At 41.6% G+C, this 25,301-nt stretch carries 25 protein-coding genes; 9 read left to right on the top strand and 16 right to left on the bottom strand.

All coding sequences use genetic code 11. From position 1 onward, the window contains the following. Window positions 1–6: 6 nt before the first annotated feature. The 3 genes from KJK34_RS06550 to recR form a co-directional block, all read right to left on the bottom strand. On the bottom strand, window positions 7–1,278 hold the full coding sequence (locus tag KJK34_RS06550) for a nucleotide sugar dehydrogenase (protein WP_223053056.1): 1,272 nt from the start codon (window positions 1,276–1,278) through the stop codon (window positions 7–9). A gap of 27 nt (window positions 1,279–1,305) precedes the next feature. Continuing rightward, a complete protein-coding gene (locus KJK34_RS06545; protein WP_223053055.1) occupies window positions 1,306–2,289 on the bottom strand; it encodes an SDR family oxidoreductase in 984 nt (327 codons plus the stop codon). Window positions 2,290–2,540: 251 nt separating this feature from the next. Beyond that, window positions 2,541–3,161 (bottom strand): recombination mediator RecR, encoded by a 621-nt coding sequence (gene recR, locus KJK34_RS06540; protein ID WP_223053209.1) that lies wholly within the window; start codon window positions 3,159–3,161, stop codon window positions 2,541–2,543. A 111-nt stretch (window positions 3,162–3,272) separates the two neighbouring features. On the opposite strand from recR, the gene KJK34_RS06535 reads away from it, so the two are divergent. After that, window positions 3,273–4,778 carry a sodium:solute symporter gene (locus tag KJK34_RS06535; protein WP_223053054.1) on the top strand — a complete coding sequence of 502 codons (1,506 nt, stop codon included), beginning with the start codon at window positions 3,273–3,275 and terminating at the stop codon, window positions 4,776–4,778. Here KJK34_RS06535 and KJK34_RS06530 read toward each other — a convergent pair. The 8 genes from KJK34_RS06530 to xrtF form a co-directional block, all read right to left on the bottom strand. Next, the gene (locus tag KJK34_RS06530; RefSeq protein WP_223053053.1) at window positions 4,762–5,121 is read right to left on the bottom strand and encodes a CoA-binding protein; all 360 of its coding nucleotides are present in this window, start codon (window positions 5,119–5,121) and stop codon (window positions 4,762–4,764) included. The two genes, KJK34_RS06535 and KJK34_RS06530, sit on opposite strands and share 17 nt — an antisense overlap. Before the next feature lie 77 nt (window positions 5,122–5,198). Next, window positions 5,199–6,299: a carboxypeptidase-like regulatory domain-containing protein gene (locus KJK34_RS06525; protein ID WP_223053052.1), complete on the bottom strand. Its 1,101-nt coding sequence runs from the start codon at window positions 6,297–6,299 to the stop codon at window positions 5,199–5,201. Between the two features lie 64 nt (window positions 6,300–6,363). Continuing rightward, entirely contained in the window at window positions 6,364–6,816 is a 453-nt protein-coding gene (locus KJK34_RS06520) for a gliding motility lipoprotein GldH family protein (RefSeq protein ID WP_223053051.1), read from the bottom strand. Window positions 6,817–7,013: 197 nt separating this feature from the next. Continuing rightward, window positions 7,014–7,355 (bottom strand): heavy-metal-associated domain-containing protein, encoded by a 342-nt coding sequence (locus tag KJK34_RS06515; protein ID WP_223053050.1) that lies wholly within the window; start codon window positions 7,353–7,355, stop codon window positions 7,014–7,016. 46 nt (window positions 7,356–7,401) lie between these two features. Beyond that, window positions 7,402–9,669, bottom strand: a complete 2,268-nt coding sequence (locus tag KJK34_RS06510; RefSeq protein ID WP_223053049.1) for a TonB-dependent receptor — start codon at window positions 9,667–9,669, stop codon at window positions 7,402–7,404. 69 nt (window positions 9,670–9,738) lie between these two features. Then, window positions 9,739–10,182 carry an HYC_CC_PP family protein gene (locus tag KJK34_RS06505; RefSeq protein ID WP_223053048.1) on the bottom strand — a complete coding sequence of 148 codons (444 nt, stop codon included), beginning with the start codon at window positions 10,180–10,182 and terminating at the stop codon, window positions 9,739–9,741. Between the two features lie 56 nt (window positions 10,183–10,238). Next, entirely contained in the window at window positions 10,239–10,676 is a 438-nt protein-coding gene (locus KJK34_RS06500; protein WP_223053047.1) for an exosortase F system-associated membrane protein, read from the bottom strand. Next, window positions 10,660–11,205 (bottom strand): exosortase family protein XrtF, encoded by a 546-nt coding sequence (gene xrtF, locus KJK34_RS06495; protein WP_223053046.1) that lies wholly within the window; start codon window positions 11,203–11,205, stop codon window positions 10,660–10,662. Before xrtF ends, KJK34_RS06500 begins: the two co-directional genes overlap by 17 nt. Window positions 11,206–11,290: 85 nt before the next feature. Between xrtF and KJK34_RS06490 the strand changes: the two genes are divergently transcribed. The 3 genes from KJK34_RS06490 to KJK34_RS06480 all read left to right on the top strand — a co-directional run bounded on the left by KJK34_RS06490 (window position 11,291) and on the right by KJK34_RS06480 (window position 14,701). Continuing rightward, on the top strand, window positions 11,291–11,746 hold the full coding sequence (locus KJK34_RS06490; RefSeq protein WP_223053045.1) for an XrtF-associated fRMsr-like GAF protein: 456 nt from the start codon (window positions 11,291–11,293) through the stop codon (window positions 11,744–11,746). Between the two features lie 213 nt (window positions 11,747–11,959). Beyond that, complete coding sequence (gene rpsO, locus KJK34_RS06485) at window positions 11,960–12,229, top strand: 30S ribosomal protein S15 (protein WP_223053044.1); 270 nt, start codon at window positions 11,960–11,962, stop codon at window positions 12,227–12,229. Between the two features lie 159 nt (window positions 12,230–12,388). Beyond that, window positions 12,389–14,701, top strand: coding sequence for a polyribonucleotide nucleotidyltransferase (locus KJK34_RS06480; RefSeq protein WP_223053043.1), 2,313 nt, complete (start codon window positions 12,389–12,391; stop codon window positions 14,699–14,701). A gap of 202 nt (window positions 14,702–14,903) precedes the next feature. Here KJK34_RS06480 and KJK34_RS06475 read toward each other — a convergent pair whose 3' ends face one another. Continuing rightward, window positions 14,904–15,506, bottom strand: coding sequence for a CDP-alcohol phosphatidyltransferase family protein (locus KJK34_RS06475; protein ID WP_223053042.1), 603 nt, complete (start codon window positions 15,504–15,506; stop codon window positions 14,904–14,906). Between the two features lie 25 nt (window positions 15,507–15,531). Continuing rightward, a complete protein-coding gene (locus KJK34_RS06470) occupies window positions 15,532–16,185 on the bottom strand; it encodes a hypothetical protein (protein ID WP_223053041.1) in 654 nt (217 codons plus the stop codon). Between the two features lie 98 nt (window positions 16,186–16,283). On the opposite strand from KJK34_RS06470, the gene KJK34_RS06465 reads away from it, so the two are divergent. Next, entirely contained in the window at window positions 16,284–17,246 is a 963-nt protein-coding gene (locus KJK34_RS06465; protein WP_223053040.1) for a hypothetical protein, read from the top strand. 17 nt (window positions 17,247–17,263) lie between these two features. Here KJK34_RS06465 and KJK34_RS06460 read toward each other — a convergent pair whose 3' ends face one another. Next, window positions 17,264–18,142, bottom strand: a complete 879-nt coding sequence (locus KJK34_RS06460; RefSeq protein ID WP_223053039.1) for a hypothetical protein — start codon at window positions 18,140–18,142, stop codon at window positions 17,264–17,266. 59 nt (window positions 18,143–18,201) lie between these two features. Here KJK34_RS06460 and KJK34_RS06455 point away from each other — a divergent pair, with 59 nt between their 5' ends. The 4 genes from KJK34_RS06455 (at window position 18,202) to rpe (ending at window position 20,823) form a co-directional block, all read left to right on the top strand. After that, the gene (locus KJK34_RS06455) at window positions 18,202–18,546 is read left to right on the top strand and encodes a TM2 domain-containing protein (RefSeq protein WP_236937601.1); all 345 of its coding nucleotides are present in this window, start codon (window positions 18,202–18,204) and stop codon (window positions 18,544–18,546) included. Between the two features lie 23 nt (window positions 18,547–18,569). Then, window positions 18,570–18,884, top strand: coding sequence for a DUF2752 domain-containing protein (locus KJK34_RS06450; protein ID WP_223053037.1), 315 nt, complete (start codon window positions 18,570–18,572; stop codon window positions 18,882–18,884). A gap of 164 nt (window positions 18,885–19,048) precedes the next feature. Continuing rightward, window positions 19,049–19,912 carry a sigma-70 family RNA polymerase sigma factor gene (locus KJK34_RS06445; RefSeq protein ID WP_020212501.1) on the top strand — a complete coding sequence of 288 codons (864 nt, stop codon included), beginning with the start codon at window positions 19,049–19,051 and terminating at the stop codon, window positions 19,910–19,912. Between the two features lie 248 nt (window positions 19,913–20,160). Then, the gene (gene rpe, locus KJK34_RS06440) at window positions 20,161–20,823 is read left to right on the top strand and encodes a ribulose-phosphate 3-epimerase (RefSeq protein ID WP_223053036.1); all 663 of its coding nucleotides are present in this window, start codon (window positions 20,161–20,163) and stop codon (window positions 20,821–20,823) included. 88 nt (window positions 20,824–20,911) lie between these two features. Here the strand turns inward: rpe and KJK34_RS06435 are convergent, their stop codons facing one another. Together KJK34_RS06435 and KJK34_RS06430 are read right to left on the bottom strand one after the other, a co-directional pair. After that, window positions 20,912–22,213, bottom strand: a complete 1,302-nt coding sequence (locus KJK34_RS06435; RefSeq protein WP_223053035.1) for a TolC family protein — start codon at window positions 22,211–22,213, stop codon at window positions 20,912–20,914. 7 nt (window positions 22,214–22,220) lie between these two features. Beyond that, window positions 22,221–25,301: an efflux RND transporter permease subunit gene (locus tag KJK34_RS06430; RefSeq protein ID WP_223053034.1), complete on the bottom strand. Its 3,081-nt coding sequence runs from the start codon at window positions 25,299–25,301 to the stop codon at window positions 22,221–22,223.

The raw sequence follows: 25,301 nt of genomic DNA, 5'->3' as shown, positions 1-25,301 counted from the left end.
AAAAAATTATAGTTTTCCGTCGGCCTTGTCACCCAATATGCCTTTTACATCATAAACTACACTCTTATCTTTTTTAACAGCAGAGAAATCCATTTCGGTAAATTCTTTGTGTGCAACGCCAAGCACAATTGCGTCAAATTTCTGCTGCGGCATTTCTTTAACTGTAGTAAGGCCATATTCGTGCATTACCTCTTGAGGGCTTGCCCACGGATCGAAAATGGTTACATTAATGCCGTATTCTTTCAATGCTTTTATTACATCTACAATTTTGGTGTTCCTTACATCAGGGCAGTTTTCTTTAAACGTGATCCCCAGCATCAGTACATCAGAGCCGTTAACGATAACACCTTTTTTAATCATAAGCTTCACTACCTGGCTGGCTACATATTCGCCCATGCTGTCGTTAAGCCTTCTGCCTGCAAGAATAATTTCAGGGTGGTAACCAACTTCCTGTGCTTTTTGCGCAAGATAGTATGGGTCTACCCCTATACAGTGCCCGCCCACAAGCCCCGGCTTAAACGGAAGGAAATTCCATTTTGTACCCGCAGCTTCCAGTACCGCATGGGTATCTATATTCATGCAGTTGAATATCTTGCTAAGCTCATTAACGAATGCTATATTAATATCCCTTTGTGAGTTCTCTATAACCTTTGCAGCCTCGGCAACCTTAATGGTTGGTGCAAGGTGTGTACCTGCTTTAATTACCGATTTATAAAGTTCATCTACTTTTTTACCAACTTCAGGCGTAGAGCCTGCGGTTACTTTAAGTATCTTCTCTACAGTATGTTCTTTATCGCCTGGATTAATCCTTTCCGGTGAATAGCCTGCAAAAAAGTCTTCGTTAAACTTAAGCCCGCTTACACGCTCCAGTACCGGAACGCATTCTTCTTCTGTAACTCCGGGATAAACTGTAGATTCATATATTACAATATCGCCTTTTTTAAGCACCTTAGCTACTGTCTCGCTTGATTTGTACAGTGGTGTAAGGTCTGGCCTGTTGTTTTTATCTACAGGTGTAGGAACAGTAACTACATAATAATTGCAGTCTTTAATGTCATCAAGGTTTGTAGAGCAGTAAAGCCCGTTGCTGTTGCCCGGGGCAGATACTAAAACCGACTGAAGCAGTTCGTTTTCAACTTCAAGTGTACTGTCTATACCTGAGTTAAGCTCATCTACCCTGGATTGATTGATATCAAATCCTACAACAGAATATTGGGTTGCAAACAGCCTTGCAAGCGGCAATCCTACATATCCTAATCCAATTACAGCAATTTTCATATATATTGTGCGGTTAGTTTGTTTTATTTATTTAAGGTTCTCCCAGTACCATTTTACCGCCTGCTGCAAGCCCTGTTGTAATGAAAACTGAGGGTTGTAGTTAAGCAGGCTCTTAGCCTTATCTATACTGGCGAGTGAGTGTGGTATGTCTCCTACCCTGTTTGGCCCGTGCACCACATCTACATTTGCTATAGCAGGGTCAAATTCAGCAAGGTATTGTTTCAGGTAACCTATAAGGTCGTTAAGTGTAGTACGGTCTCCGTAAGCTGTATTGTAAACAGTGTTTACAGCAGCAGTATTTTCCGTAGTCATGGCCAGTTCGTTCATCTGTACCACGTTATCTATATAAGTAAAGTCGCGCGAATAATTACCGTCGCCGTTAATTACCGGGCTTTCATGCTTCATAAACTGCATTACAAACTTTGGGATAACAGCAGCATAAGCGCCGTTAGGGTCCTGCCTGCGGCCAAACACGTTAAAGTACCTTAAACCGATGGTTTCTATACCGTAGGTCTTGCTGAATACATCAGCATAAAGCTCATTTACATATTTGGTTACAGCATAAGGCGAAAGCGGCCTGCCTATTTTATCCTCAACTTTAGGAAGCGATTCAGAGTCGCCATAAGTTGAAGAGCTTGCTGCATAAACAAAACGCTTAACGCCTGCATCACGCGCTGCAAGCAGCATGTTTACAAAACCGCTCACATTTACATCGTTACTGGTAGCAGGGTCTTTTATAGAGCGGGGTACAGAGCCTAAAGCGGCCTGGTGCAGCACATAGTCAGCGCCTTCTACTGCCCTTTCACAATCAGAAAGATTGCGTATGTCGCCTTCAATAAGTGTAAAGTCAGGATTAGATAAATGATGTTCGATGTTTTTTCTGTGGCCAGTCGCAAAATTATCAAGCACCGTTACACGATAGTGTTTGTTTAAGAAGTAATCACACAGATTTGAGCCTATAAAACCCGCTCCACCGGTTATGAGAATTTTTTTGTGCAAAGAACTTTCCATCAAAATATCGTTAATTTTTTTAACATTTATCCCTTATTCAAGTTGCAAATATAGGTACTTATACATTAACATAATATTATTTGTACCTGCAATGTTAAGAATTTAAAATAATTCAACAATAGCAGTAACTTTTTAAATATTCACAAGAAAATTCTTCATTGCACTCTTACAATCTGCAAGGCTTAAACTATTTATTTATTGATAGTTAAGCACAATATCTTCAGGAGCCTCCCGCAATACTTAAATTATTGCTAAATATTTCTTAAAGAATTTTCAAAGGGCACCCGCTGCACAATACTGCGCCCTAAGGTTACCTCATCGGCAAACTCAAGTTCGTCGCCAATAGCTATCCCCCTTGCAATGGCAGATGTAACAATTCCTGAATCTTTTATCTGCTTATAAATATAAAAATTGGTTGTGTCTCCCTCCATTGTAGAGCTAAGCGCAAATATAAGTTCCTTAACCCCGCCTGCCCTTACTTTATCTACAAGGGGTGCTATGGTTAGCTGGCTCGGGCCAATACCGTCTATGGGTGAAATTTTACCTCCAAGCACATGGTACAGCCCCCTGAAGAGCCCTGTATTCTCTATTGCCATTACATCGCGCACATCTTCCACTACACAAATAACAGAGTTGTCGCGACGTGGGTTGGCACATATTTCGCAGACTTCGTTATCCGATATGTTATGGCACCTGGTGCAATACCTGATATCTTCACGCAGCTTTTTTATGGCGTCTGCAAGGTGCAGCGCCTGCTCCTCGGGCTGCTTTAGCAAATGAAGCGCAAGCCTTAAAGCGGTGCGCCTGCCAATGCCAGGCAGTTGTGATATTTCGGCTACTGCTTTTTCAAGTAATTTAGAAGACATTTCCATACCTGCAAAGGTAATAAACAGGTTACACATTTATGCACACGCTAAACAATAGCCGCTGTTGTGGTTGCAGGTTTTAAAAATTTTAGTTGCTTTGTAGTAAACTACAACACTATGCAGCCGGTAACCATACTTGCCATTATAATCGTTTATTTCGGATTACTGATAACCATATCGCGCCTTGTGAGCCGAAAAGACAGCAGCAATGATGCTTTTTTTAAAGCCAATAAAAATTCTAAATGGTATCTGGTTGCCTTCGGGATGATAGGCACGGCACTATCAGGCGTTACATTTATATCTGTACCCGGAGAGGTAGGCTCACCTAATGGTGAGCAGTTTAAGTATTTTCAGTTTGTATTGGGTAATGCTATAGGCTTTATCATTATAGCAAAAGTGTTGCTGCCACTTTATTACCGCATGAACCTGACCTCTATATATGGATATATTGAAGAAAGGCTTGGTTATTACAGTTACAAAACAGCCGCCATGATATTCCTGATAAGCCGTACTATTGGGTCTGCCTTCAGGCTTTATCTTGTGGTTATTGTACTGCAAAAATATGTGTTTGATGCTTTTGAGGTACCCTTTTGGGTTACTGTAATGATATCACTATTGCTGATATTTGCCTATACTTATAAAGGCGGACTAAAAACCATTATTATTACTGACACCCTGCAAACCTTTTTTATAGTATCATCGGTATTTTTTACCATATATTTTATATGCGAAAGCCTTAGCCTTAGCATACCTGAAGCTTTTGAAACAGTTAAGGAAAGTAATTACTCTAAAATATTTTTCTTTGAAGATTTTATTAGCAGCCGCTTCCATTTTATAAAGCAGATTATCGGGGGTATTTTTGTAACTATAGCTATGGTGGGGCTTGACCAGGACCTTATGCAGAAAAACCTCAGCTGTAAGAATATTGGCGAGGCACAAAAAAATATGTTTTCTTTTACAGCAATTTTTGTAGTGATAAACCTTTTCTTTTTAGGCGTTGGCGCACTGCTTTACATTTATGCTGATAAATTTGGAGTACCCATACCAAAAGGCCCTATGGGCAACCCTCGTACCGACCTGCTTTTTCCTGAAATAGCATTTAACCACCTTACACTTATACCCAGCATAGTTTTTTTGCTGGGGCTTACTGCGGCAACCTTTGCTACAACAGATTCGGCACTTACTGCATTAACGACTTCTTTTTGTGTGGACTTTTTAGGTATGGATAAAAAACAGGAAAAGAAAGCCAACAGCTTTGTCCGCACCCGGCATTTGGTACATATTTCTTTTTCGTTACTGATGTTCCTGGTGATTATTATATTCAATGTAATCAATAACGACTCGGTAGTCAGCATGATATTCAGGGTGGCATCTTATACGTATGGCCCCCTTTTAGGACTTTACAGCTTTGGGCTCCTGCTTAAAAACCGTGCCGTTCACGACAGGCTGGTGCCTGTAGTATGCCTTGCAGCGCCACTGCTTACCCTTTTGCTCAGCATGAATTCTTCAATACTATTCGGCAGTTATGTATTTGATGTGGAGCTGATAGTAGTTAACGGCGCTATTACCTTTTTGCTGTTATTAGCCATAAGTAAAAAGCCTGCACTTAGTACTGGTTTGTAGAAAGCATAACCAGAGTACAGCCTACATCAACCATAATTCCGTTTTTTTGCAGCAATGCATAAAGCTCAGGGTTCTCAGTACCGGGATTAAAAACCACACGTTTGGGCTTTAGCCCTATTATATAGTCGTAATACGGCTTTTGGTTCATTGGGTTAAGGTAAAGTGTTACGGTATCCACGCCATCAAAAGGAACCTGGCCTTTTTCTATTTTAATACCGTCGAGGTTATCTTCTTTTTTACCAAGCGCAACCACCGGATGTCCGTAACGGCTCAACATTTTTATAGCTTTATAAGAATAGCGGGTAGGCTCTGTAGAAGCGCCCATTACTAAGGTCTTTTTCATATCAGTAATATTTTACATAAAAATAATGAAATTACCTGTTAATGCATACCGTTTTAGGTTTGCCCTAACATTTTAGGCTACGGATAAGTATAATCAGCAGGAAGCATATCACCCGCTTTCCTTTCGGCCATATCGCCGCTAAAGCGCACTTCCTGTATCGGATAGTAATAACCGTTTGCCGCTATGTAAAATTCACCTTTATCAAATGAAAGGCCTGAATATTCTTTATTATACACAAGCGTAAGGCGTGTTGCGTTAACTCTCCGGCGGTGTTCTTCCTGTTTTTGCGCAAGCGTTTGCACATTATCTCCCCCGAGGTTGATGTTAAGCAGGCGTGAGTTTTTCTCTTCCGGCCTCAGTGTTACCTTTTTTATACCAAGTGTGTCTGTAATGGTAAAAAATGCTGCAGGATTTACTTTGTGCCTGTCGTTGTAAAAATCAAATCCCTGTTTAGTTAATTCTCCTGCGGCAAAGCTCCGCATAAAGTGCCTTATCGAACCAAGATAAGCCTCTTTTCTTTTATCGTAAGCCGAATTGTTCTCTGAAATATCGGTAAAAAAGGTAGTTCCGGTAAAGTATATGCCCCGCTGCCCCTTAGATGCCAATGTTTTTTGATTGTATTTAATTACAAACTCCTGCAAATCAAAAACAAGGTTATATTCCAGATAGCTGTTCTTTATCTGTAAAGGTTTGCGTGCATAGGCCGTAAGTGTGTTAACTTTTTCATCGTAAAAGAAGCTGATATCATCTTCATTTAAAATAACACATGATCTTCCTGCTTTGGTTTCGCCGATAAAAGCCCCATAAAAAGCCTTCATCATGTCTTTACGGTTAAAAGGGCTTTTGCCCGCATTGATAACCACTTCGCCCAGGTTTATGGCATCAGGGCGCATAAGGAGTTTTACAGGCTCACCGTACTGGAATGGGTTAGGCAGCCTGAAGTTACGAAAGCCGATATAGCTAACAATAAGGTCAGCCGGAATTGGCTGTGCTACAGTCATGCTAAAATAACCTTCGGCATCGGTAGTGGCAGAATAAGTTGTACCATCAAGGTAAACAAATGCCCCTTCGAGCGGAAGGTCTTCGGCTTCATCATATACATAACCTGATAGTGTTTGCGCATAATGGCCACACCAGAAAAATAGAAAGGCAACAAGTAGTAATTTTGAAGGATTCATGTTGCTAATATAGCATACTTTTAAATAAAAAGAGCGGCAAAAGCCGCTCCTACTTACTTAACACTTAATTACCATTTTCAACATTTATACCTAAAGACAGGACGTTTGGCACATATTCGTCCTGATAGGAATTTGTTACTGTTATAAGATATTTACCCGCAGGCATCTTTATTCCTTCTTTTATACCCATAGAGACAGAACATATATCACCCTCGCACTCAGACATTCCTGCATCTTCACCAAAAGGCAGGTTTACAGAAACATTTTCTTTATTACCGTCTGGGAATTGTATTGCAACCTGTATAGGCAGGTTTGCGTAATTCGGGTCGGGTGTGTGCGAAAAATTTAAGGTAACATCTGCAGATTCTATATCTTTTTTTACATTGAAATCAAATGATTTAGTATCGCTCTTTCCCCAGCGATTACTCTCAAAATCACTAAATGTTTTTGTAAAGACTACAGTTTTATCACACGAAAACAGTACAAGCAGTGGTAACAGGAGTAAAACTTTTTTCATAAGCACTATATTAAAAGATTAGTAAATTATATATTCAAAAATTTAACTTCACGCCTGTAATTGTCCCGAATAAGAAAACCTTACAAACAAATTTAAACAAATTTTTAACATAATTTTTATTAAGTAATAAATTTATTTCTAAAAAATAAAGCCCCGGCATAATGCGGGGCTTTAAACATCAACTAATCTGAATTATATTATCCTCTGTCGTACTGGCAGCAGTCGTGCAGCTTTTCATAATCTTTGTCATCTGCCTTTACCGTATCAGTATCGTGCCCTGATTTGGCTATTGCCTTTCTTACATCATCAAGGCTGCATTTGTTTTCATCTATTATAAGATGAAGGTCCTGATGATCGGCATGCCAGTCGGCAGATTTTACACCTTTAACTCCCAAAGCAGCTTTTTCTATGCGCTTTTCGCACATTTCGCAATTACCCTTAACGGCGATTTCATGCTTCGCATTTTTATTCTTTTTTTCCTGAGCCTGTGCTGCAAAACCAGTTAAAATAATAATAAGTATAACAATTACTTTTTTCATAATCTGTAATTTAAGTTTTGTAAATATATAAATTGTATTGATTGGTTTATTTAATTTTAAAGCGCAGTCCTGCATAATACATTTGCCCGAATACAGGCGCATATATAACAGAAGTATCAAAATTTGGGCCGAAAGGGTTATCTGCACCCAGTATAGCTTTATCCTGCCTGTAATTACCTATATTCTCCCCGCCTACATATACTTCAAATACGCTTGAAAAGCTTCGTGTAATTTGTGCATTCATTAAAGAGAACGAAGGCGAATATTCAGGCATACGGTCTGCAACAGGGTTGCTTCCGGTATATGGCAGGCGCTGTTTGCCAAGCCAGTTATACGTAAAGTCGAACTTCCATTGTTTGCCGCCTTCATGCACATGGGTTTCATAGGCCAGGTTGGTAAAAAACCTGTGCTTGGGCTGCAAAGGCATCTGTTGGTTGCCTGTATATAGGTAATCTGTAGCTACATCATAGTATTTGTATGCAGTACGGATATTAAAATGGCGTGTAATTTCATAGTTAAGCTCCGCCTGAAAACTGTTAGCATATGCACTGCCGCTGCCAACATTATAAAACACCAGATGCTGCGGAGATGCATATACATCTGCCACTACTTTTTCCTGAAAGTCTGTCCTGTAAAAATCAAGTACAAACTCTGCATTTTTGTTGAACAATGTGAAGCCCTGCATAAAGCTGATACCGTAATTCCACGCAATTTCAGGATTAAGGCCGTACACGTTTCCGTTATTATTATTTATAAAGAACTGGCGGGAGCTGCCAAAATACTGTTGGTTTTCGGCAAAAATATTAGCAGCCCTCTTACCCCTGCCCGCCGAAAGGCGAAGTACTCCCCTATCCCACGGATTATAGCGAAGGTGCAGCCTCGGCGTAAAGAAAGCCCCCAGGCGGTTGTGCACATCAAAGCGCGCACCGGCTGCTATGGTAAGATCATCAGTATTATCATAAGTATATTCAAAAAATGCACCTACCGAGTTATCTACCCTGTCAAAATCGCGCGATGTTAAACCGAATGTTCCCGGCAATGCCACAAACTCCTTATACTTGTCGTAACTAAAATTAAGACCTGCCGAAAATTTATTGAGCGTATTATTAATAATAGAGTTTAATATAAGGTTAGAGTAAAAACTCTTCTGGTCTATATCATAACGGTTAAAGCCAAAATAAGAGTCCTGCCTGTGCCAGTTATAGGCTGTTTGCAGCCCAATACTCTGGTAAGGCATATCAGGGAATACATAACCAAGCTTAGCGGAAAGGTCCAGCTTATCCGTATCAATTTCTGAACCCCATTGGTTTGTGGTAAACTTATCGGTATCAGGGTCAAAGTCAACCTCGCCTGTTTGTTTTTCATCGCGCATATAGCGGGCATTAATAAAGCTTACCCAACCTTTATCAGGGTCGCTGTACTGCCAGCGGTTCAGCACATTAATTTGCTTTGCAAGCGGGTTATCAAGAAAACCGTCGTCGTTCATATCGTTTTTAAACGCCCGTGTGTTACCGTGCACAAAAAGGCTGCTGCTCCATTTATCAGACACCTTTTTATTAAAATGGGTATTCAGTTCAAAACGGCCACCCATAGCGCCATAGGCATTAAGGAAGAAAGGTATATCATCAGCAGGCTTTATAAGCTCATAATTTATTTGCCCCGATATACTTTCATATCCGTTGATTACAGGGCCTGCCCCTTTTGTTATCTGTATGCTTTCTACCCATGTGCCCGGCACAAACGAAAGCCCGTAAGCCTGAGATGCCCCGCGAACCGCAGGAATATTTTCCTCTGCTATAAGCAAGTAAGGGCTTGTAAGCCCAAGCATTTTTATCTGCCTTGTCCCGGTTAAAGCATCAGAAAAGTTAACATCTACAGAAGGGTTGGTTTCAAAGCTCTCGGCAATGTTACAACACGCTGCCTTCAGCAGTTCTTTACTGCCCATATTGGTTACATTTGCTGCCTCTACGTGAGAACGTTCGAGGCTGCTTCGGGTTTTGTTTACCTCCACCACGTCAAGCTCCCTGCCTTTATCAGGTGTCATGGTATGGGTAATATAAGCCGGGCTGCTCACAGCAAGTGTGTCAGTGCGGTAGCCTATGTAGCTTATAACAATTTGTTTGTTCTCGGGCTTGTAAGGAAGTTCAAAAAGTCCATCACCATCTGTAGAGGTGCCTGTTGAAGTATTTAGCCAATATACACTGGCTCCCGGTAGCGGCTGTTTCTGCTCGTCCAGAATTTTACCGCTTAATGTTTCCTGTGCCTGTGCAAATGCTGCTGACAACAGAAATAACATTAAAAATATTTTTTGCATAAATAAGTAATGTAATGTTTATAAAATCAGTTATTTCCCGAAAAGGAAAAATGAGGTTATAACATTACATCAGGCGTATAGAATATACTTGCAGTATAACTTAAAAAGAGGCGGTGCATGAGAATCGCAATAGTAAGCGGGAGACTCCTGCCTTACATGTTGTTGCGGAACGAAAAAATGCAGAGGTTTCCATTCATTAACAGCATAAAAACCTGAAAGCTCTAATTGTAAGGATTTTACAAGAACAGGATTATCTGCCTTGTCTTTCAGCTTTACCAATTCATTCTTGCAACAGCTTTTGTGAGTGCCATCGGCAGTACCGCAGCATTTTTTGTTATCTTTTTTTCCGTGATGGCTATTTACAGGGTGTGTACTGCAAGGCTCGTGTAATTTGTAAGCAATTGAAACCTGAGAGATCTCACCTTTGCAATAATGCACATTAAGCGCGAACCCCATATTGGCTGCCAATATGAGAAACGACAAAAGGAAACTTATGTGCATTTTTAATTTCATTACCCTGCAAACTTAATAAATTACCACTATAATGCAGCGTGTTACGTTAATTTTTTTCACTTTCTTACAACTTTTTGGTAGTAAAAAGCAGGTAAGAAAAGTATCAGGAACAGAGGCTGTATAAGAAAACGCCTTACATAAAACAGCAACAGCAGGTTAACATCATCTGCCTTTAACACGGTAAAGAAGACAGCCGTAAGCAGCATAAAAAGCCCGCAATACAACATAAAGCACAACCTTATTATTGCCCCGTCTTTAAAAACGAGCCATAATATACCGAGCGATATAAAGCTGTTAAGGAAATAACGGAACCCAAGCCCGAGAAAAAGATCAAAATCATCCATCTGCGGCAGTGGTGCACCTTCTTTCTTAAAGAACGGTATCAGCGGGTCATAGAATAGCTCATGCTGAAACAAACGTACCAGCACCAGCATTACAACCAGTACAACAATGCCGGCTGCCGAAACAGGGTTTATTTTAATGCTTTTTGCCATATCCTGATATTTTCATTACCCACAGCACCCATAAAGCAAAAACGACACCATAGATAAACAGAGGGAAAAGTATGTCATGCATCAGCTCTTTATATTCGGGGTAATAATAAAACCCCATAGAAAGCAGGGCTACACGCACTACATTTAGTATGTGTATAATAACAATGCCCGCGAGTATAAAAAGTGATGTCCGCTTAAATGTTGTAGAAAAAGCTATTACAAATGCAGCAAACAAAATCATTACACTCACGGCATTACAGCCTTCCACTACCCTTGCCACGGCTTTATTATTAATAAAGAACCTGTAAGACGGCTGTTCGGGGTGCTCTGTAATATATGCTTCCTGCCCAAGCCACAGCGCCACATCCTGAGATTGTTCCGCAACAATAGTGGTCATGCCGTCGGCTTCGTTTGCCTCGGCATTATACTGGCTCAGGTAAAGCCAATACAGTACAGAAAGTATAAGGTAACTAAGCCCGAACTTGATAAGGAACAGAAAGAAAGGGCGGTTTTTTTGCCAGATGCTCATTTACGCTATTTTCAACAAAAATAACAAAAACAGCTAAGGTAAAATAACAGCCAATATGTACTTTTGCAGTAAATATATTTTGAATATGACATTTGAAGAACTAAAACCTAAAGTAACCGACATACTGCACCACGATAACACCCTGCGCGATGAAAAGCTGCTGCAGGTATGCCACCTGCTAAAAGACAACATCGATTATTATGACTGGGTGGGCTTCTATTTCAGGAACGGAGAGAAAGAAGAGCTTATACTTGGCCCCTATGCAGGCGAGCCTACAGATCATACCGTTATACCGTTTGGCAAAGGTATATGCGGGCAGGTAGCAGTATCTAACCAGAACTTCGTAGTGCCGGATGTTACTGCACAGGACAATTATATTGCGTGCAGCATAACAGTAAAATCTGAAATTGTAGTACCACTTTTTGTAGACGGCAAAAACATAGGACAGATTGATATCGACTCTAACATACTGGATGCATTTACTGAAAATGATGAACGTTTTCTTGAATTTGTAAACGAGGAAGTAGCAAAGCTGTTTTAGTCGAAAGAGGAAAGTTAAAAAGTCGTAAAGTAAAACATAGCCAAAGCACAATTTAATATCGTACAGTTTACTCATCGACAGCACTTTAAGCGAAGTCTTTATGGCTTTAAAAACTTTTGACTTTAAGACTTTATAATTCGGAATTTTAGTTTACCTTTGCACCCAATCAGGATAGACCTGAGGTTACATAAAAATTATTTAAATAATATTGGCATGTACTTGACTAAAGAAGTTAAAGAACAAATTTTCGCAAAGCACGGCAAAAACGGACAGGACACAGGTACTGCCGAAGGCCAGATTGCGCTTTTCACATTCAGGATTAACCACCTTACAGAGCACCTTAAAAAAAATCGTCATGATTTTAACACAGAGCGCTCGCTTGTTAAGCTGGTAGGTAAAAGAAGGAGCCTTCTTGACTACCTCAAGAAAAAAGAGATTAACAGGTATCGTGAGATTATCAAAGAATTGAACATCAGAAAATAATCGAGATGAGAAGAGGTGCCCGCGCGCCTCTTTTTGTTTTTTATATTGCAGAAAAAGTTTTGGTTTTTCATTGGGTTACTACAACAACAACGACACACAACGACACACAACAACACAACTACAACAAACCCATTGTTTAATCAAATGACTTAAAAACGTATGAGTTTAAACGTTATTAAAGAAACTATTGATCTTGGTGATGGACGCTCCATCTCCATCGAGACCGGCAAACTGGCAAAGCAGGCTGATGGATCAGTAGTTGTTCGCATGGGAGACGCCATGCTGCTTGCCACCGTGGTATCGGCCAGGACTGCCGCACCAGGTATAGACTTTTTACCCCTTACGGTAGATTACCGTGAAAAATTTGCTGCCGCAGGGCGTTTTCCGGGTGGTTTCTTTAAGCGCGAGGCACGCCCAAGCGATGCAGAAGTACTTACCATGCGCCTTGTTGACAGGGTACTGCGCCCTTTGTTCCCGGATGATTACCATGCCGAGACACAGGTAATGATACAGCTGATGAGCCATGACGAAAACGTTATGCCTGATTCGCTTGCCGGCCTTGCCGCCTCTGCAGCGCTTGCCGTATCAGATGTGCCTTTTTACACTCTTATATCTGAAGTGCGCGTAGGCCGTGTAAACGGAGAGCTTATAATAAACCCAAGCCGTGAGCAGCTTGCAGAAAGCGACATTGACATGATGATTGGTGCGAGCGCTGACTCTGTTGCGATGGTAGAAGGTGAAATGAAGGAGATATCTGAAGCTGAAATGGTGGAGGCAATTAAATTTGCACACGAAGCCATCAAGAAACAGATAGAGGTTCAGCAACGCCTTAGGGCTGCCGTTAACAAAGGATTCAGGGAATATGAAGCTGAAGCTAATGATGACGAGCTTAAAGCTAAGATATTTGAACTGAGCTACGAAAAATACTTCGCCATTGCAAAAGAAAGTTCTGCCAAGCATGAGCGTGGTGAGAAATTTGCCGAAATTAAGGAAGAAATACTGGCTTCTTTTGAAGAAGAAGAACTGCTTGAAAAAGGCGAGCTTATCAGCAAATACCTTAAGCAGTCGCAAAAAGAAGCGGTTCGTAACGTAGTACTTGATCTTGGCCTTCGTCTTGACGGACGTAAGACCAACGAGATACGTCCTATATGGTGCGAGGTAGATTACCTGCCTTCGCCACACGGTTCGGCTTTATTTACACGTGGTGAAACCCAGGCGCTTGCTACGGTAACTCTTGGTACATCGCGCGAATCAAATGTAATCGACCTTCCTTCAGAGCAGGGCGAAGAGCGTTTTTACCTGCACTATAACTTCCCGCCATTCTCTACAGGTGAAGCAAAACCGCTAAGGGGAACTTCAAGGCGCGAAGTAGGTCACGGTAACCTTGCACAGCGTGCGCTTAAAAACATGATACCGGACGAGGTGCCTTACACAATACGTATCGTTTCTGAAGTACTGGAATCTAACGGTTCATCTTCTATGGCTACTGTATGTGCGGGTACACTTGCACTTATGGATGCCGGTATAAAAATGAAAAAACCTGTATCGGGTATCGCAATGGGCCTTATCTCTGATGATAAGACAGGGCGTTATGCCGTGTTAAGCGATATTCTTGGTGATGAAGACCACCTTGGTGATATGGACTTTAAAGTTACAGGTACCGAAGACGGTATTACTGCCTGCCAGATGGATATTAAGATAGAGGGCCTTAACTATGAGATCATGGAGAAAGCCCTGGACCAGGCACGTGAAGGCCGTTTGCACATTCTTGGTAAGCTAACAGAAGTTATTGCAGAGCCGAGGGAAGACGTGAAACGCCACGCTCCTAAGATCATCAAGACCACTATACCTGGTGCATTTATAGGTGCGCTTATTGGCCCTGGTGGTAAAGTGATACAGGAACTACAGAAAGCCACAGGCACTACTATTGTTATTAATGAAGTGGATGAGCAGGGCGAAGTAGAAATTTTAGGTACAAGCCCTGAAGGAATTAAGGCAGTACTTGATAAAATAGACTCTATCATATTTAAGCCTACAGTTGGCGAAACATATGAGGTTAAGGTTATCAAGATGCTTGATTTTGGTGCGGTGGTAGAATATACCAAAGCGCCGGGCAATGAAGTGCTGCTACACGTTAGTGAGCTGGCATGGGAGCGTACTGAAAATGTTACCGATGTGGTTAATATGGGCGATGTATTTGAAGTTAAATATATTGGTATAGACCCTAAAACCCGCAAGGAAAAAGTATCAAGAAAAGCATTGCTTCCGCGCCCTCCAAGGGATGAGAACCGCCCTCCGCGCGAGGACAGGGGACCAAGGGAAGGCGGCAACCGTGATAACCGTAACCGCGACAACCGCAACAGAGATAACCGTGGCGGAAGGGACGACAGGAACTCACGCGACCGTGGCCCGAGGGAAGAACACAGGAATGATGCTGCAGGCGAAAGCCAGAACAATGACTCTCAGGAATAATAATTATTCCCTGAACATAACTTAAACCCGGTGCAATGCACCGGGTTTTTTCATATAAAGATTCCTCCACAAGTTAGGAATGAAACGCATTTCCATTTCGAGCAAAACAAAGTGAAGTCGAGAAATCTTTATACAAAACAAGGGATTTCTCCACCGCGGCCGGAATGGAGATTAACTCCGATTAAGACCCAGAAAAGCCTCTTTAACCATTAAACATTTTATACCTTTTAAAGGGCTTCCCTTTACGAATAAGCCATGCATGGTAACAACTTGGCACATCATGTGTCCATTGTGGCAAAAGCAATATTATGAGGTATACATCTATATGCGAAATTATCCCGAAAACAACCGCCAGCGCAAGTGGCACACCCCCGTTTCCAAATCCGATAATTGATGTTAAAGCAACAAACAGTGTAATACCCCATAGCTTGGAAAGCCATGCGTGCGTACAGGTTTCTTTGTCAAACTTTAAAATGCTGAACACATATGTTGCTGCCTCCATTACAAAAATAGTAATGATAGCATATTTATTGCCTATAATTATCTGCGGGTGCAGCAGCCATGCGCACCATCCGGCACAGAGCCAGAACACAAGGTCGGTTTGGCTGTCCATGCGCCTTAACTTTGCCGAAGAAACGCCGGTACTGCGCGCCACAATACCATCAAAGATATCAGAGAGTATCCCTAAAAATAATAAGGCAACTAAAACGCCGGAAGAGCTTTCACCATAACAATATGTAAGTGCAATCATTACAGGGCCGATGATAAGGCGAAACGCTATGAGTAATATTGGTAACTTCTTCATGACTTTTATACAGGTGATGAGTTAACTAAAGCTTATAAATAATTCCTGCGCTAAGGCTGTGTGCGCCAAAACCATTGCTTACATGGCTGTTAAACTGCCCGTAGGGCGAATAGTTGTAGTTAACCTGCAAGCCAACATTATCAACCGTAAAACGAAAGCCCTGCCCAAGTGTAAACGTATGAAATGCTTTAAGGTCTGTTTTTTCAAAATTTTCGCCTTGGTTGTTTTCTATAGTATATTTATCCTCATACGTTAAAAAGGCATACCCGAAGGTAGAGAGCCACTCAAGCCCTGTTTTATACTTACCTGAAGATAAATCATAAAGCTTCGCGAGCCTGAAACCTGCCGTACCCCCTGCCCCTTTTAGCTTAACACCATAAGTATCGCCCCTGCTGGTGTACATGAACTCATTTTTTTCTTCCACTGCAAAAGCAGAACCCCCAATATCAAGGTAATTGTCATCATTAATTTTTCCGCGAACCCATATGCCGAGTTCCGGTGAAGCTCCCATAACATCGGCAAGGCTGCCTACAGGCAGCCGCAGCCCGGGTTCAAAACTTACATTTTCATTTTTTTTACGTACATCCTGTGGTAAATTACTGCTATACGGCAGCGTATCATACTGCGCAGAACAAATTAAAAAACTGAATAGTGCTGCAATTAAACTAAATGTCTTCATAAATATTTGTTTTATATCTGAAGCAAATCTATTGTGATAAAAACAATGCGTGTTGTGATAATGAATAATAATAAACACTACATTTGTGTTTTTCGCAAATGAGTAACCAGGATAAATTAATTCGTATTATACGAAATCACATACCCCAAAACGCATCTGTAATAGATGAAGTTGCTGCTATACTTAATATCAGCTATGATGCGGCACACAGGCGCATATCACTAAAAAGTAAGTTTTCTATAGAAGAAACGGTAGCGCTTTGCAAGCACTTTTCGCTGTCAATGGATTTACTTTTTACCGATAGCAAAAAAGTTATTGTCGAGAAAACGAAAGAGATACAGAGCGAAGCCGATATGGAGGCCTATTTCATGGAGTCTGCGAAAAGGCTGGAGTACTTTAAAAATACAGAAGGTGCAAAAATGTATTATTCAGCTAAGGACATACCCTTATTCCATACTATTGGCGGCACACTGCTTTCTAAATTTAAAATGTATGTATGGCTTAACCTGCTGCGAGGCTCACAAACCGATAATACTTTCGAAAACTTTACGCTAAGCCGTTCGTTGCTGGAGCACAGCACTAAACTCAAAGCGGTATATGAAAGTGCGGAAGTGCATGAAATATGGAATGACACCACTATAAACAGTACGCTGCAACAAATATATTATTATTTTCAGGCTGGACTATTAAGCCTGCAAAACGCCGAACTGCTGTGCGCAGACCTTGAAAAGGTTCTTACTGAAGTGGAACATAAATGCAATGCAGAGAGTGCAAATTACTGCCTTTATTATAACGAACTTTTAATCCTTAACAATAATGTTTTGATAACCGCCCCTGACAAGCAGGCACTTTTTGTGCCTTATACAATGCTGGGCTACTTTATTACATCAGATAAAGAAACCTGTACCAATGCAAAAGACTTCTTCCGCCACCAGATACGCAATTCAAAATCGCTGAACCAGTCGGGTACCAGAGACCGTAAAATATTCTTTAACAGGGCAAGGCAAAAAACGGCACACTACCTGCTGCGGATGCAGGAGGAGACTCACACAGGATTATAAAAAAAATAGCCTTGCGGCTATTCTTTTCTTTTTATCAGTGTTATCGAGGCACTTTCGTTTTGCTTAAGGTTACTCATCAGCTCAACCGTCCTGTCTTTATCTACCAGCCTTATCATAGCAGTATTCGGCGCTACAGTTCCCTCATTAAGGGCTGTTATCTGGAAGGTAGTGGTTTTAGACATATCTATCGTTACAATCCTTTTCTTATTGGTTACCTGGTAATCGCGCAGTATAAACTCACCATTCTGGCGCAGGCTTATCTTGTCGCCATCTTCCTTACCGGCATCCCAAATCTCCAGTAATACCTTGTCAGAATCTACAAATACGTTTAAGTTTTGGTTCTTAATCAGGTTGTTTACCTTCAGGCTGTCAAGTATAGCTACAGGGTTAACTTTACGCTTGGTCTCCTCATCCACTTTACCGGAACGCTGAATTTTCTTATTCAGCTTGTTTAACATCTTATATATTTTGGCGTTGCCAATAAGCGTAATTGTTCCATCAATACACTTTGTATTGTTTTTAAAGAGCCCTTTAAAGTCGCCCTCCATAGCGCTGTTATCGTTTACAAGCTTTACTTTTCCTGTAAAATTGATAAAACAGAACATATCATCACTTATGGGTGACTTAGTGTAAAGGATATCTTTTTCTTTAAAAGTAAACTCTTTTGTCTTCTTATTATAAAAGCCTGATACCACATTTTTTGTTTCATGTTCGCCGCCAAGGTCTGTAACAGAGTATCCTGTAATTTTTCCGTCCTGTTCTGTAAATACTAACCTGTAGGATATAATTGTCTTATCATCACCATTTAACTTAACACCGCCGTAGTACTCATACTTCTCTTGTGAATAAATAGTTAAAGAAAATATAAAGAAAGTTAAAAGCAGTTTTATTTTCATGTGAAGTTTTTTATATATTTGGCACAAACTTAAAACATTTATCTATGAAATTAAAACTATTGTTTTCACTAGTTGCTGTGCTGATGCTTTCAGTAACGGCTATGTATGCTTCTTTCCCTGTGCAAAGAACTACTACAAACAACGTAACAGTTGTTGAAGAGCAAAATGACGAACTTTCTTCTCCTGCAGCTGCTGCAAGCGGAAAAAGCCAGGTTATCGCACTTGTTCTTTGTGCTCTTGTAGGTGGTCTTGGTATCCACCGTTTTTACCTTGGCTACACTTGGCAAGGTATCGTTCAGTTACTAACTCTTGGTGGTTGTGGTATCTGGGCTCTTATTGACCTTGTAAGGATCATCACAGGAGATCTTCAGCCTAAGAACGGAAGGTACTCTAAAACACTGTAACAGCTTACCTTTAATAGTAAATAATGATTAAAAAGTTTGTTTTCTATACAAGGGTGTGGGTTACATTGCTGGCTCCGTTTGTATTGTTCCTGTTACCGTCTGATTTTTTTGACAAAGGCGAAAGTGTTTGCCTTTCTAAAATGCTGGCCGGTATGGAATGTTATGCCTGCGGATTAACCAGGGCTACCATGCACTTTATTCATTTTGAATTTGCAGAGGCATGGGGCTTTAACAAGCTATCCTTTATAGTAGTGCCACTTTTATTTCCTTTATGGCTAAAGGCGGTATTTGAAGTTCAGGGCAAACAAATGCCTGGACTTTTAGGCAGACTTACCTAACATAATTTACCAGTAAAGCAACAAACAGAACCAACCCTGCCAGAAACGGCAGGGTTTTTATATGCCTAAAAGTTAAATTTTAAAAATTTGTTAGCTGTGTGTAACTTTTTCTTTACCTGTTACGTATAACTACCCACATACTTTAAACACTCAGGATTTATTACATGAGACAATTAAAAATAACCAAGCAGGTAACCAACAGGGAAACTGCTTCACTGGACAAATACCTTCAGGAGATTGGAAAAGTAGATTTGATTACTGCGGATGAGGAGGTAGAACTGGCACAACGCATTAAAGCGGGAGACCAGAGGGCACTTGAAAAACTGACTAAAGCTAACTTAAGGTTCGTGGTATCGGTAGCAAAGCAGTACCAAAACCAGGGTTTGACCCTTCCTGACCTTATTAACGAAGGTAACTTAGGACTTATAAAAGCCGCTCAGCGTTTTGATGAAACCCGCGGTTTTAAATTTATATCGTATGCCGTTTGGTGGATTCGCCAGTCTATATTGCAGGCTCTTGCAGAGCAATCAAGGATTGTACGCCTTCCGCTGAATAAAATCGGCTCTATCAACAAGATCAATAAAATGTATGCTTTGCTTGAGCAAAGTAATGAGCGTGCCCCTTCGGCAGAAGAAATAGCGAAAGAGCTTGACATGACTGTTAACGATGTTAAGGAGAGCATGAAAAACTCGGGCCGCCACCTATCTATGGATGCACCTCTTGTTGAAGGCGAAGACTCTAACCTTTATGATGTATTACGCTCAGGCGAATCGCCAAACCCTGACCGCGAGCTGATTCACGAATCACTACGTACAGAAATCGAAAGGGCGCTTGAAACACTTACACCGCGTGAGGCTGATGTAGTGCGCCTTTACTTTGGTTTGGGAGACCAGCACCCAATGACACTTGAGGAGATAGGTGAAACTTTTGACCTTACCCGCGAGCGTGTGCGCCAGATTAAAGAAAAGGCCATCAGGAGGTTAAAGCACACATCGCGCAGCAAGATCCTGAAAACCTACTTAGGATAAGCATATTTTCCGAAAATTTTGTTTCAGGAATTTTATATTTTAGCTAAATGTTGTATTTTGGCGCGGTAAATATGCAATTCCTGATACTTAAAATATTTAAAGTACTTACAGTTCAATAACTGTTCGTTTTTTGATTGATGATTGAACTCCGGCTGATTACCGGAGTTTTTCTTTTTTACCTCTCTTTATAACTGTAAAAATGCATTATACGCATTATCTTTGCAGCCATACAACAACACAGCATACAAATGAAAAATACCCTTATTGCACCATCGGTGCTTTCGGCAGATTTTGCCAACCTGCAGCGTGACATCGAAATGATTAACAATAGTGAGGCCGACTGGTTTCATATTGATATTATGGATGGGGTGTTCGTGCCGAATATATCTTTTGGGATGCCAGTGCTCGATGCCATTGCACGCCACGCCAAAAAAACGCTTGATGTGCACCTTATGATTGTTGAGCCTGACCGTTATATAAAAACCTTTGCCGAACTTGGCGCTACAAACCTGAGTGTGCACTTTGAAGCCTGCACCCACCTGCACCGCACACTACAGGCTATTAAAGCCGAAGGCATGAAAGCAGGTATAGCGATAAACCCGCACACTAATGTAAACCTGCTGGAAGATGTGATTAACGACACTGACCTTGTTTGCATGATGAGTGTTAACCCGGGCTTTGGCGGTCAGTCATTTATAGAAAATACCTATAAAAAAGTAAGGCAGCTAAAAGAGATAATAACGCGCAATGGTGCAAATACACTTATTGAAATTGATGGCGGTGTATCTGACAAAAATGCGGCTAAGCTTGCTGAGGCGGGTGCAGATGTACTTGTAGCCGGTAATTTTGTGTTTAAAAGTGATAACCCTACCGATACCATAGCAAGCCTAAAGAAAATTGCTTCTGTGTAAAAGATAGATTTAATACCTAAAAGAACAGCCTTAAAATTACGGCGGCACACAAACATGGTGCAATAGCTGTAATTCTTAAGGCTGTTTTTTATTCCAGTTCTATGTTGCCGGCAAGCTCCTTAAGCCTTACTTCCGACATTTTTGCCTGAAACTGTGCTGAACTGTTTCGTGCCATTGCATTGATGTAGTTTAGCTGTGCAGTGCGCACCTCAAGTGTGGTTATAGTACCTATCCTGAATTTTGCCATGGTAATATCAAGGTTTTCCTCAGCTATTTCCACATTGCGGGCTTCAAGCTTTACCAGCTCTAAATTCGTAAGATAGGTTTGGAAAGCTGTCATTAACTGCGAGTTTACCGTTTGCTTTTGCTGCTCTATCTGTAGTTGCGAATTATCTATCTGCAGCTTTGCAATCTTTTCGTTTCGATTTTGAAGAAATCCGTTAAAGATATTGATGGAAGCCCCGACACCATAACTAAATCCGCGCCCGTAGTTCTCTCTCGCAAAGCCAAGGCTCGATTCAGCATCGGTTATTACATAGCCTGTGTTTACATTAATCTGCGGATAGCGGTTTGCTCGTACCTGTTTCAGGTTAAGCTCGGCTATACGTTTATTGATAAGGGCAATTTTTATTTCGGGGTTTTGGCTGTCTGCTAACGACATAAGGTCAACCAGCTTAAGCCTGTCATCAATAATTACTGAATCTGCCACTACAAAATCAGTATCAAGTTTACGGGCCATTAGTTCATTAAGATAAGTCTTCGTGTTTTGGTACTGCTCTTTCTGCCTTAAAAAGTTGGTCTGGTCAGTATTTAGGTCAACCTGCGCATTAAGCACTTCCAGTTTGGCGGCCTTACCAATACTAAAACGGTTCTGTGCTGTCTCTACCCTTTCGTTAGATATAACAATAGCGGTATCAAGCGCTTTAAGCACCTGTTGCTGTTGCACTATATCAAAATATGTTGTCATTACATCGCTAACGCGGTTAAGCACCGTTAGCTTAAGCTCCGTTTCACCTAAATCTTCAAATTCCTTAAGCTGGTCATAACGGGCAAACATGCCGAAGCCGTCAAAAATTGTCCAGCCCAGGTTAATGCCATATTCCATGCGGTTGTTCAGGGCATTGTCAAGCTCCTGCACAGTACCGTCACTCCTTACCTGTCTTGAGTTCTGTATCTGGTTATTCTGAGAAAAAGTACCGCTAAGGTTGGGCAATAGCCCTGCGTTTGCCAGGCTTACATTTTGCTCATCAATTTTAAGATCGTTAGCCGCTATTCTTATTTCGTAATTATTTTTAAGTGCAATGGCAACAGCTTCCTCTACTGTTAAAAGCTCCTGCGCACCGGCAGTAAAGCCAATGCAGGCAAAGAGGTATATGATTATACTCCTCATACAGCAATTATAGTTTATCTATATTATCAAACTCCGGCCTGTGTTTCTTCGGCCTCGACCACATGTAGTAAATACCGGGGATAACAAACAGCGTAAGCACAAGCGAGAATATTGTTCCGCCCACAATTACCACACCCATACCGATACGGCTTGTAGATGCCGCACCCAGTGATAGTGCAATAGGCAATGCACCCAGTGCAATGGCAAGACTCGTCATTAATATTGGGCGAAGTCGCGACTCAGCCGCCTCTACAATGGCATCATATTTAGATTTGCCTTCTTCTCTTAGCTGGTTAGCGAATTCTACAATCAGGATACCGTTTTTAGTTACAAGCCCTATCAGCATAATGGTACCAATCTGGCTAAAGATATTCCAGCTCTGCCCGAAAAGCCAAAGCGAAAGCAGTGCCCCGGCAACTGCCATAGGAACGGTAAGTATAATGATGAACGGGTCTATAAAACTTTCAAACTGGCCTGCCAGTATCAGGTAGATGAGCAGTAACGCCAACCCGAATGCAAAAAGGGTATTAGAACTACTCTCCACAAAGTCGCGCGACTCGCCTCCCAAATCGGTGGTAAAGCTGTCGTCAAGCACCTTTTCCTTTGCCCTTTCCATAGCTTCTATACCATCATTTATACTCATGCCCGGTGCAAGCCCTGCAGATACGGTTGCCGACATAAACCTGTTGTGGTGGTACAGTTGCGGCGGGCTGCTTTGCTCGGTTATGGTAACAAGGTTATCCATTTGTATCAGTTGCCCTGTATCGCTTTTTACAAAAATAGAGGTCAGGTCAAGCGGGGCATTACGGTCTTCTTCCTCAAACTGGCCAATCACCTGGTACTGCTTGCCCTTCATCATAAAATACCCGAAACGCTGCCCGCTGAGTGAAAGCTGCAATGTCTGCGCAACATCCATTAACGATACACCCAGTGTTTGCGCTTTTTCCCTGTCTATGGTCACATTTATTTCAGGCTTATTAAACTTCAGGTTAAGGTCGGTCATAGAAAACGTAGGGTCATTATTTACAACCTCCATAAACTGCGGCAGCTTTTCCTCCAGTTTCTGGAATGTGGGTGCCTGTATAATATATTGTATCGGGAAGCCACCACGCCTGTTAACAGCAATAGTTGGCTGTTGCGATACAGATGTACGTGCTTCAGGATATTGCTTTGTCCATTGCGTTAACTTCTGTGCTATCTCATCCTGCGAACGTTCACGTTCTCCCGGTTCTGTAAGCGCAATACGCACACGCCCGCTGTTCACAGAGGCCGAACCCCATCCCGGCGATGTGATAACAAGGCTCACCTTTTTCTCGGGTACAGAATCTTTAATCAATTCTTCTATCTCCTGCATAAAACGGTCCATATATTCATAAGATGCGCCTTCGGGTGCAGTTATATTCATCCCTACAAAGCTCCTGTCATCATAAGGGGCGGTTTCTTTTGGTAGCAGGGTGTAAAATAGTGCTATTAAGCCTATACAGCCTATCAGTATCGGGAAACTGAGCCACTTCTTTTTCATGAAGTTTTTAAGCGAACCGGCATAACCGGCATTCATGCGCTCAAAATACTTTTCGGTGGCTTCATAAAACTTAGACTTTTTATGTCCGCCGCCTTTAATAAGGTAAGCATTAAGCATTGGCGTAAGCGAAAGCGACACAAAAGCCGATATGAGTACCGCTGCCGCGATGACGACCCCAAACTCCCGGAAGAGCCTGCCCACGAAACCTTCGAGAAAAATAACAGGAAGGAAAACCGCAGCCAGTGTAATGGATATGGAGAGCACCGCAAAAAAAATTTCGTTAGAGCCTTTTATGGCTGCCTCTATGGGCGACATGCCCTCCTCAACCTTTTTAAATATGTTTTCGGTAACTACAATACCGTCATCTACCACAAGCCCTGTTGCCAGTACAATTGCCAAAAGGGTAAGCACATTTATCGAAAAACCGAAAATATACATGATAAAAAAGGTAGCTATAAGCGATACCGGTATATCTAACAGCGGGCGCAGCGCAATGGCCCAGTCCCTGAAGAAAACATAAATAATAAGCGTTACCAGTATAATAGCAATTAAAAGCGTTTCGGCAACCTCATGCACCGATTTTTCTATAAAAACGGTATTATCTATGGCAATATTAAGCTCAATATCCTGCGGCAGGTCGTTCTTCATTTGCTCATACTGCTCATAAAACCTGTCGGCAATTTCAAGGTAATTGGTGCCCGGCTGGGGCACTATGGCAAGCCCCACGAGTACCTTGCCGTTATTGGTCATTTTGGTTTCAAGGTTCTCAGCCTCAAGCGAAGCGCGCCCTACATCACCAAATGTAACGATACGCTCTCCCTCTGTCTTTACAATGATATTGTTGAATTCTTCTTCCGTACTCAGGTTACCCATCGTCTTTACGGTAAGTTCTGTATTGTTACCTGTAAGCTTTCCTGTTGGCAACTCTACATTCTGGTTATTCAGCGCTTCGCGCACCTCTGCTACTGTAAGCCCGTATGATGCCAGCTTAAGCGGGTCTATCCACAGCCTCATCGCATAGGTTTTTTCTCCCCATACCTGCACGGTACTGACTCCCGGTATGGTTTGCAGCCTTTCGGCGATAACATTCTCGGCATAGTCGCCAATTTCAAGAGGTGTACGTTGTGCGCTCTGCACTGTCATTACAATAATCGGTTCAGAGTCGGCATCCGCTTTAGATACCACAGGGGGCGCATCTATATCTTCGGGCAACTGCCGTATGGCCTGCGATACCTTATCGCGTACATCATTAGCTGCTTCCTCAAGGTCTTTTTCAAGCTCAAATTCAATATTAATACTGCTGGAGCCCTGATTACTTGACGAGGTTATGGTGCGAATACCATCTATAGAGTTGATGGCTTTTTCTAATGGCTCTGTTATCTGAGATTCTATAATATCGGCATTGGCACCTGTATAATTGGTGCGCACCGAAATTTGTGCAGGATCTATTGAAGGAAACTCGCGTACGCCAAGAAAAGTATAGCCTATAATCCCGAAAAGGATAATAGCCACATTCATAACTATTGCGAGTACCGGCCGCTTAATACTTAAGGTAGATAAACTCAT

The sequence above is a fragment of the Flavobacterium coralii genome, from assembly GCF_019891545.1.
In the GTDB taxonomy this organism is placed as follows: domain Bacteria; phylum Bacteroidota; class Bacteroidia; order Flavobacteriales; family Flavobacteriaceae; genus Flavobacterium; species Flavobacterium coralii.
This window is presented reverse-complemented; position numbering and strand designations above follow the sequence as displayed.

Coding starts and splice junctions, on each gene's coding strand:
- KJK34_RS06470 (WP_223053041.1), bottom strand. CDS start 16,185: ATGAAGACATTTAGTTTAATTGCAGCACTATTCAGTTTTTTAATTTGT.
- KJK34_RS06525 (WP_223053052.1), bottom strand. CDS start 6,299: ATGAATCCTTCAAAATTACTACTTGTTGCCTTTCTATTTTTCTGGTGT.
- rpsO (WP_223053044.1), top strand. CDS start 11,960: ATGTACTTGACTAAAGAAGTTAAAGAACAAATTTTCGCAAAGCACGGC.
- KJK34_RS06465 (WP_223053040.1), top strand. CDS start 16,284: ATGAGTAACCAGGATAAATTAATTCGTATTATACGAAATCACATACCC.
- KJK34_RS06500 (WP_223053047.1), bottom strand. CDS start 10,676: ATGGCAAAAAGCATTAAAATAAACCCTGTTTCGGCAGCCGGCATTGTT.
- KJK34_RS06490 (WP_223053045.1), top strand. CDS start 11,291: ATGACATTTGAAGAACTAAAACCTAAAGTAACCGACATACTGCACCAC.
- KJK34_RS06520 (WP_223053051.1), bottom strand. CDS start 6,816: ATGAAAAAAGTTTTACTCCTGTTACCACTGCTTGTACTGTTTTCGTGT.
- KJK34_RS06510 (WP_223053049.1), bottom strand. CDS start 9,669: ATGCAAAAAATATTTTTAATGTTATTTCTGTTGTCAGCAGCATTTGCA.
- KJK34_RS06435 (WP_223053035.1), bottom strand. CDS start 22,213: ATGAGGAGTATAATCATATACCTCTTTGCCTGCATTGGCTTTACTGCC.
- KJK34_RS06505 (WP_223053048.1), bottom strand. CDS start 10,182: ATGAAATTAAAAATGCACATAAGTTTCCTTTTGTCGTTTCTCATATTG.
- KJK34_RS06550 (WP_223053056.1), bottom strand. CDS start 1,278: ATGAAAATTGCTGTAATTGGATTAGGATATGTAGGATTGCCGCTTGCA.
- KJK34_RS06430 (WP_223053034.1), bottom strand. CDS start 25,301: ATGAGTTTATCTACCTTAAGTATTAAGCGGCCGGTACTCGCAATAGTT.
- KJK34_RS06530 (WP_223053053.1), bottom strand. CDS start 5,121: ATGAAAAAGACCTTAGTAATGGGCGCTTCTACAGAGCCTACCCGCTAT.
- recR (WP_223053209.1), bottom strand. CDS start 3,161: ATGGAAATGTCTTCTAAATTACTTGAAAAAGCAGTAGCCGAAATATCA.
- rpe (WP_223053036.1), top strand. CDS start 20,161: ATGAAAAATACCCTTATTGCACCATCGGTGCTTTCGGCAGATTTTGCC.
- KJK34_RS06450 (WP_223053037.1), top strand. CDS start 18,570: ATGATTAAAAAGTTTGTTTTCTATACAAGGGTGTGGGTTACATTGCTG.
- KJK34_RS06460 (WP_223053039.1), bottom strand. CDS start 18,142: ATGAAAATAAAACTGCTTTTAACTTTCTTTATATTTTCTTTAACTATT.
- KJK34_RS06535 (WP_223053054.1), top strand. CDS start 3,273: ATGCAGCCGGTAACCATACTTGCCATTATAATCGTTTATTTCGGATTA.
- xrtF (WP_223053046.1), bottom strand. CDS start 11,205: ATGAGCATCTGGCAAAAAAACCGCCCTTTCTTTCTGTTCCTTATCAAG.
- KJK34_RS06445 (WP_020212501.1), top strand. CDS start 19,049: ATGAGACAATTAAAAATAACCAAGCAGGTAACCAACAGGGAAACTGCT.
- KJK34_RS06480 (WP_223053043.1), top strand. CDS start 12,389: ATGAGTTTAAACGTTATTAAAGAAACTATTGATCTTGGTGATGGACGC.
- KJK34_RS06515 (WP_223053050.1), bottom strand. CDS start 7,355: ATGAAAAAAGTAATTGTTATACTTATTATTATTTTAACTGGTTTTGCA.
- KJK34_RS06475 (WP_223053042.1), bottom strand. CDS start 15,506: ATGAAGAAGTTACCAATATTACTCATAGCGTTTCGCCTTATCATCGGC.
- KJK34_RS06545 (WP_223053055.1), bottom strand. CDS start 2,289: ATGGAAAGTTCTTTGCACAAAAAAATTCTCATAACCGGTGGAGCGGGT.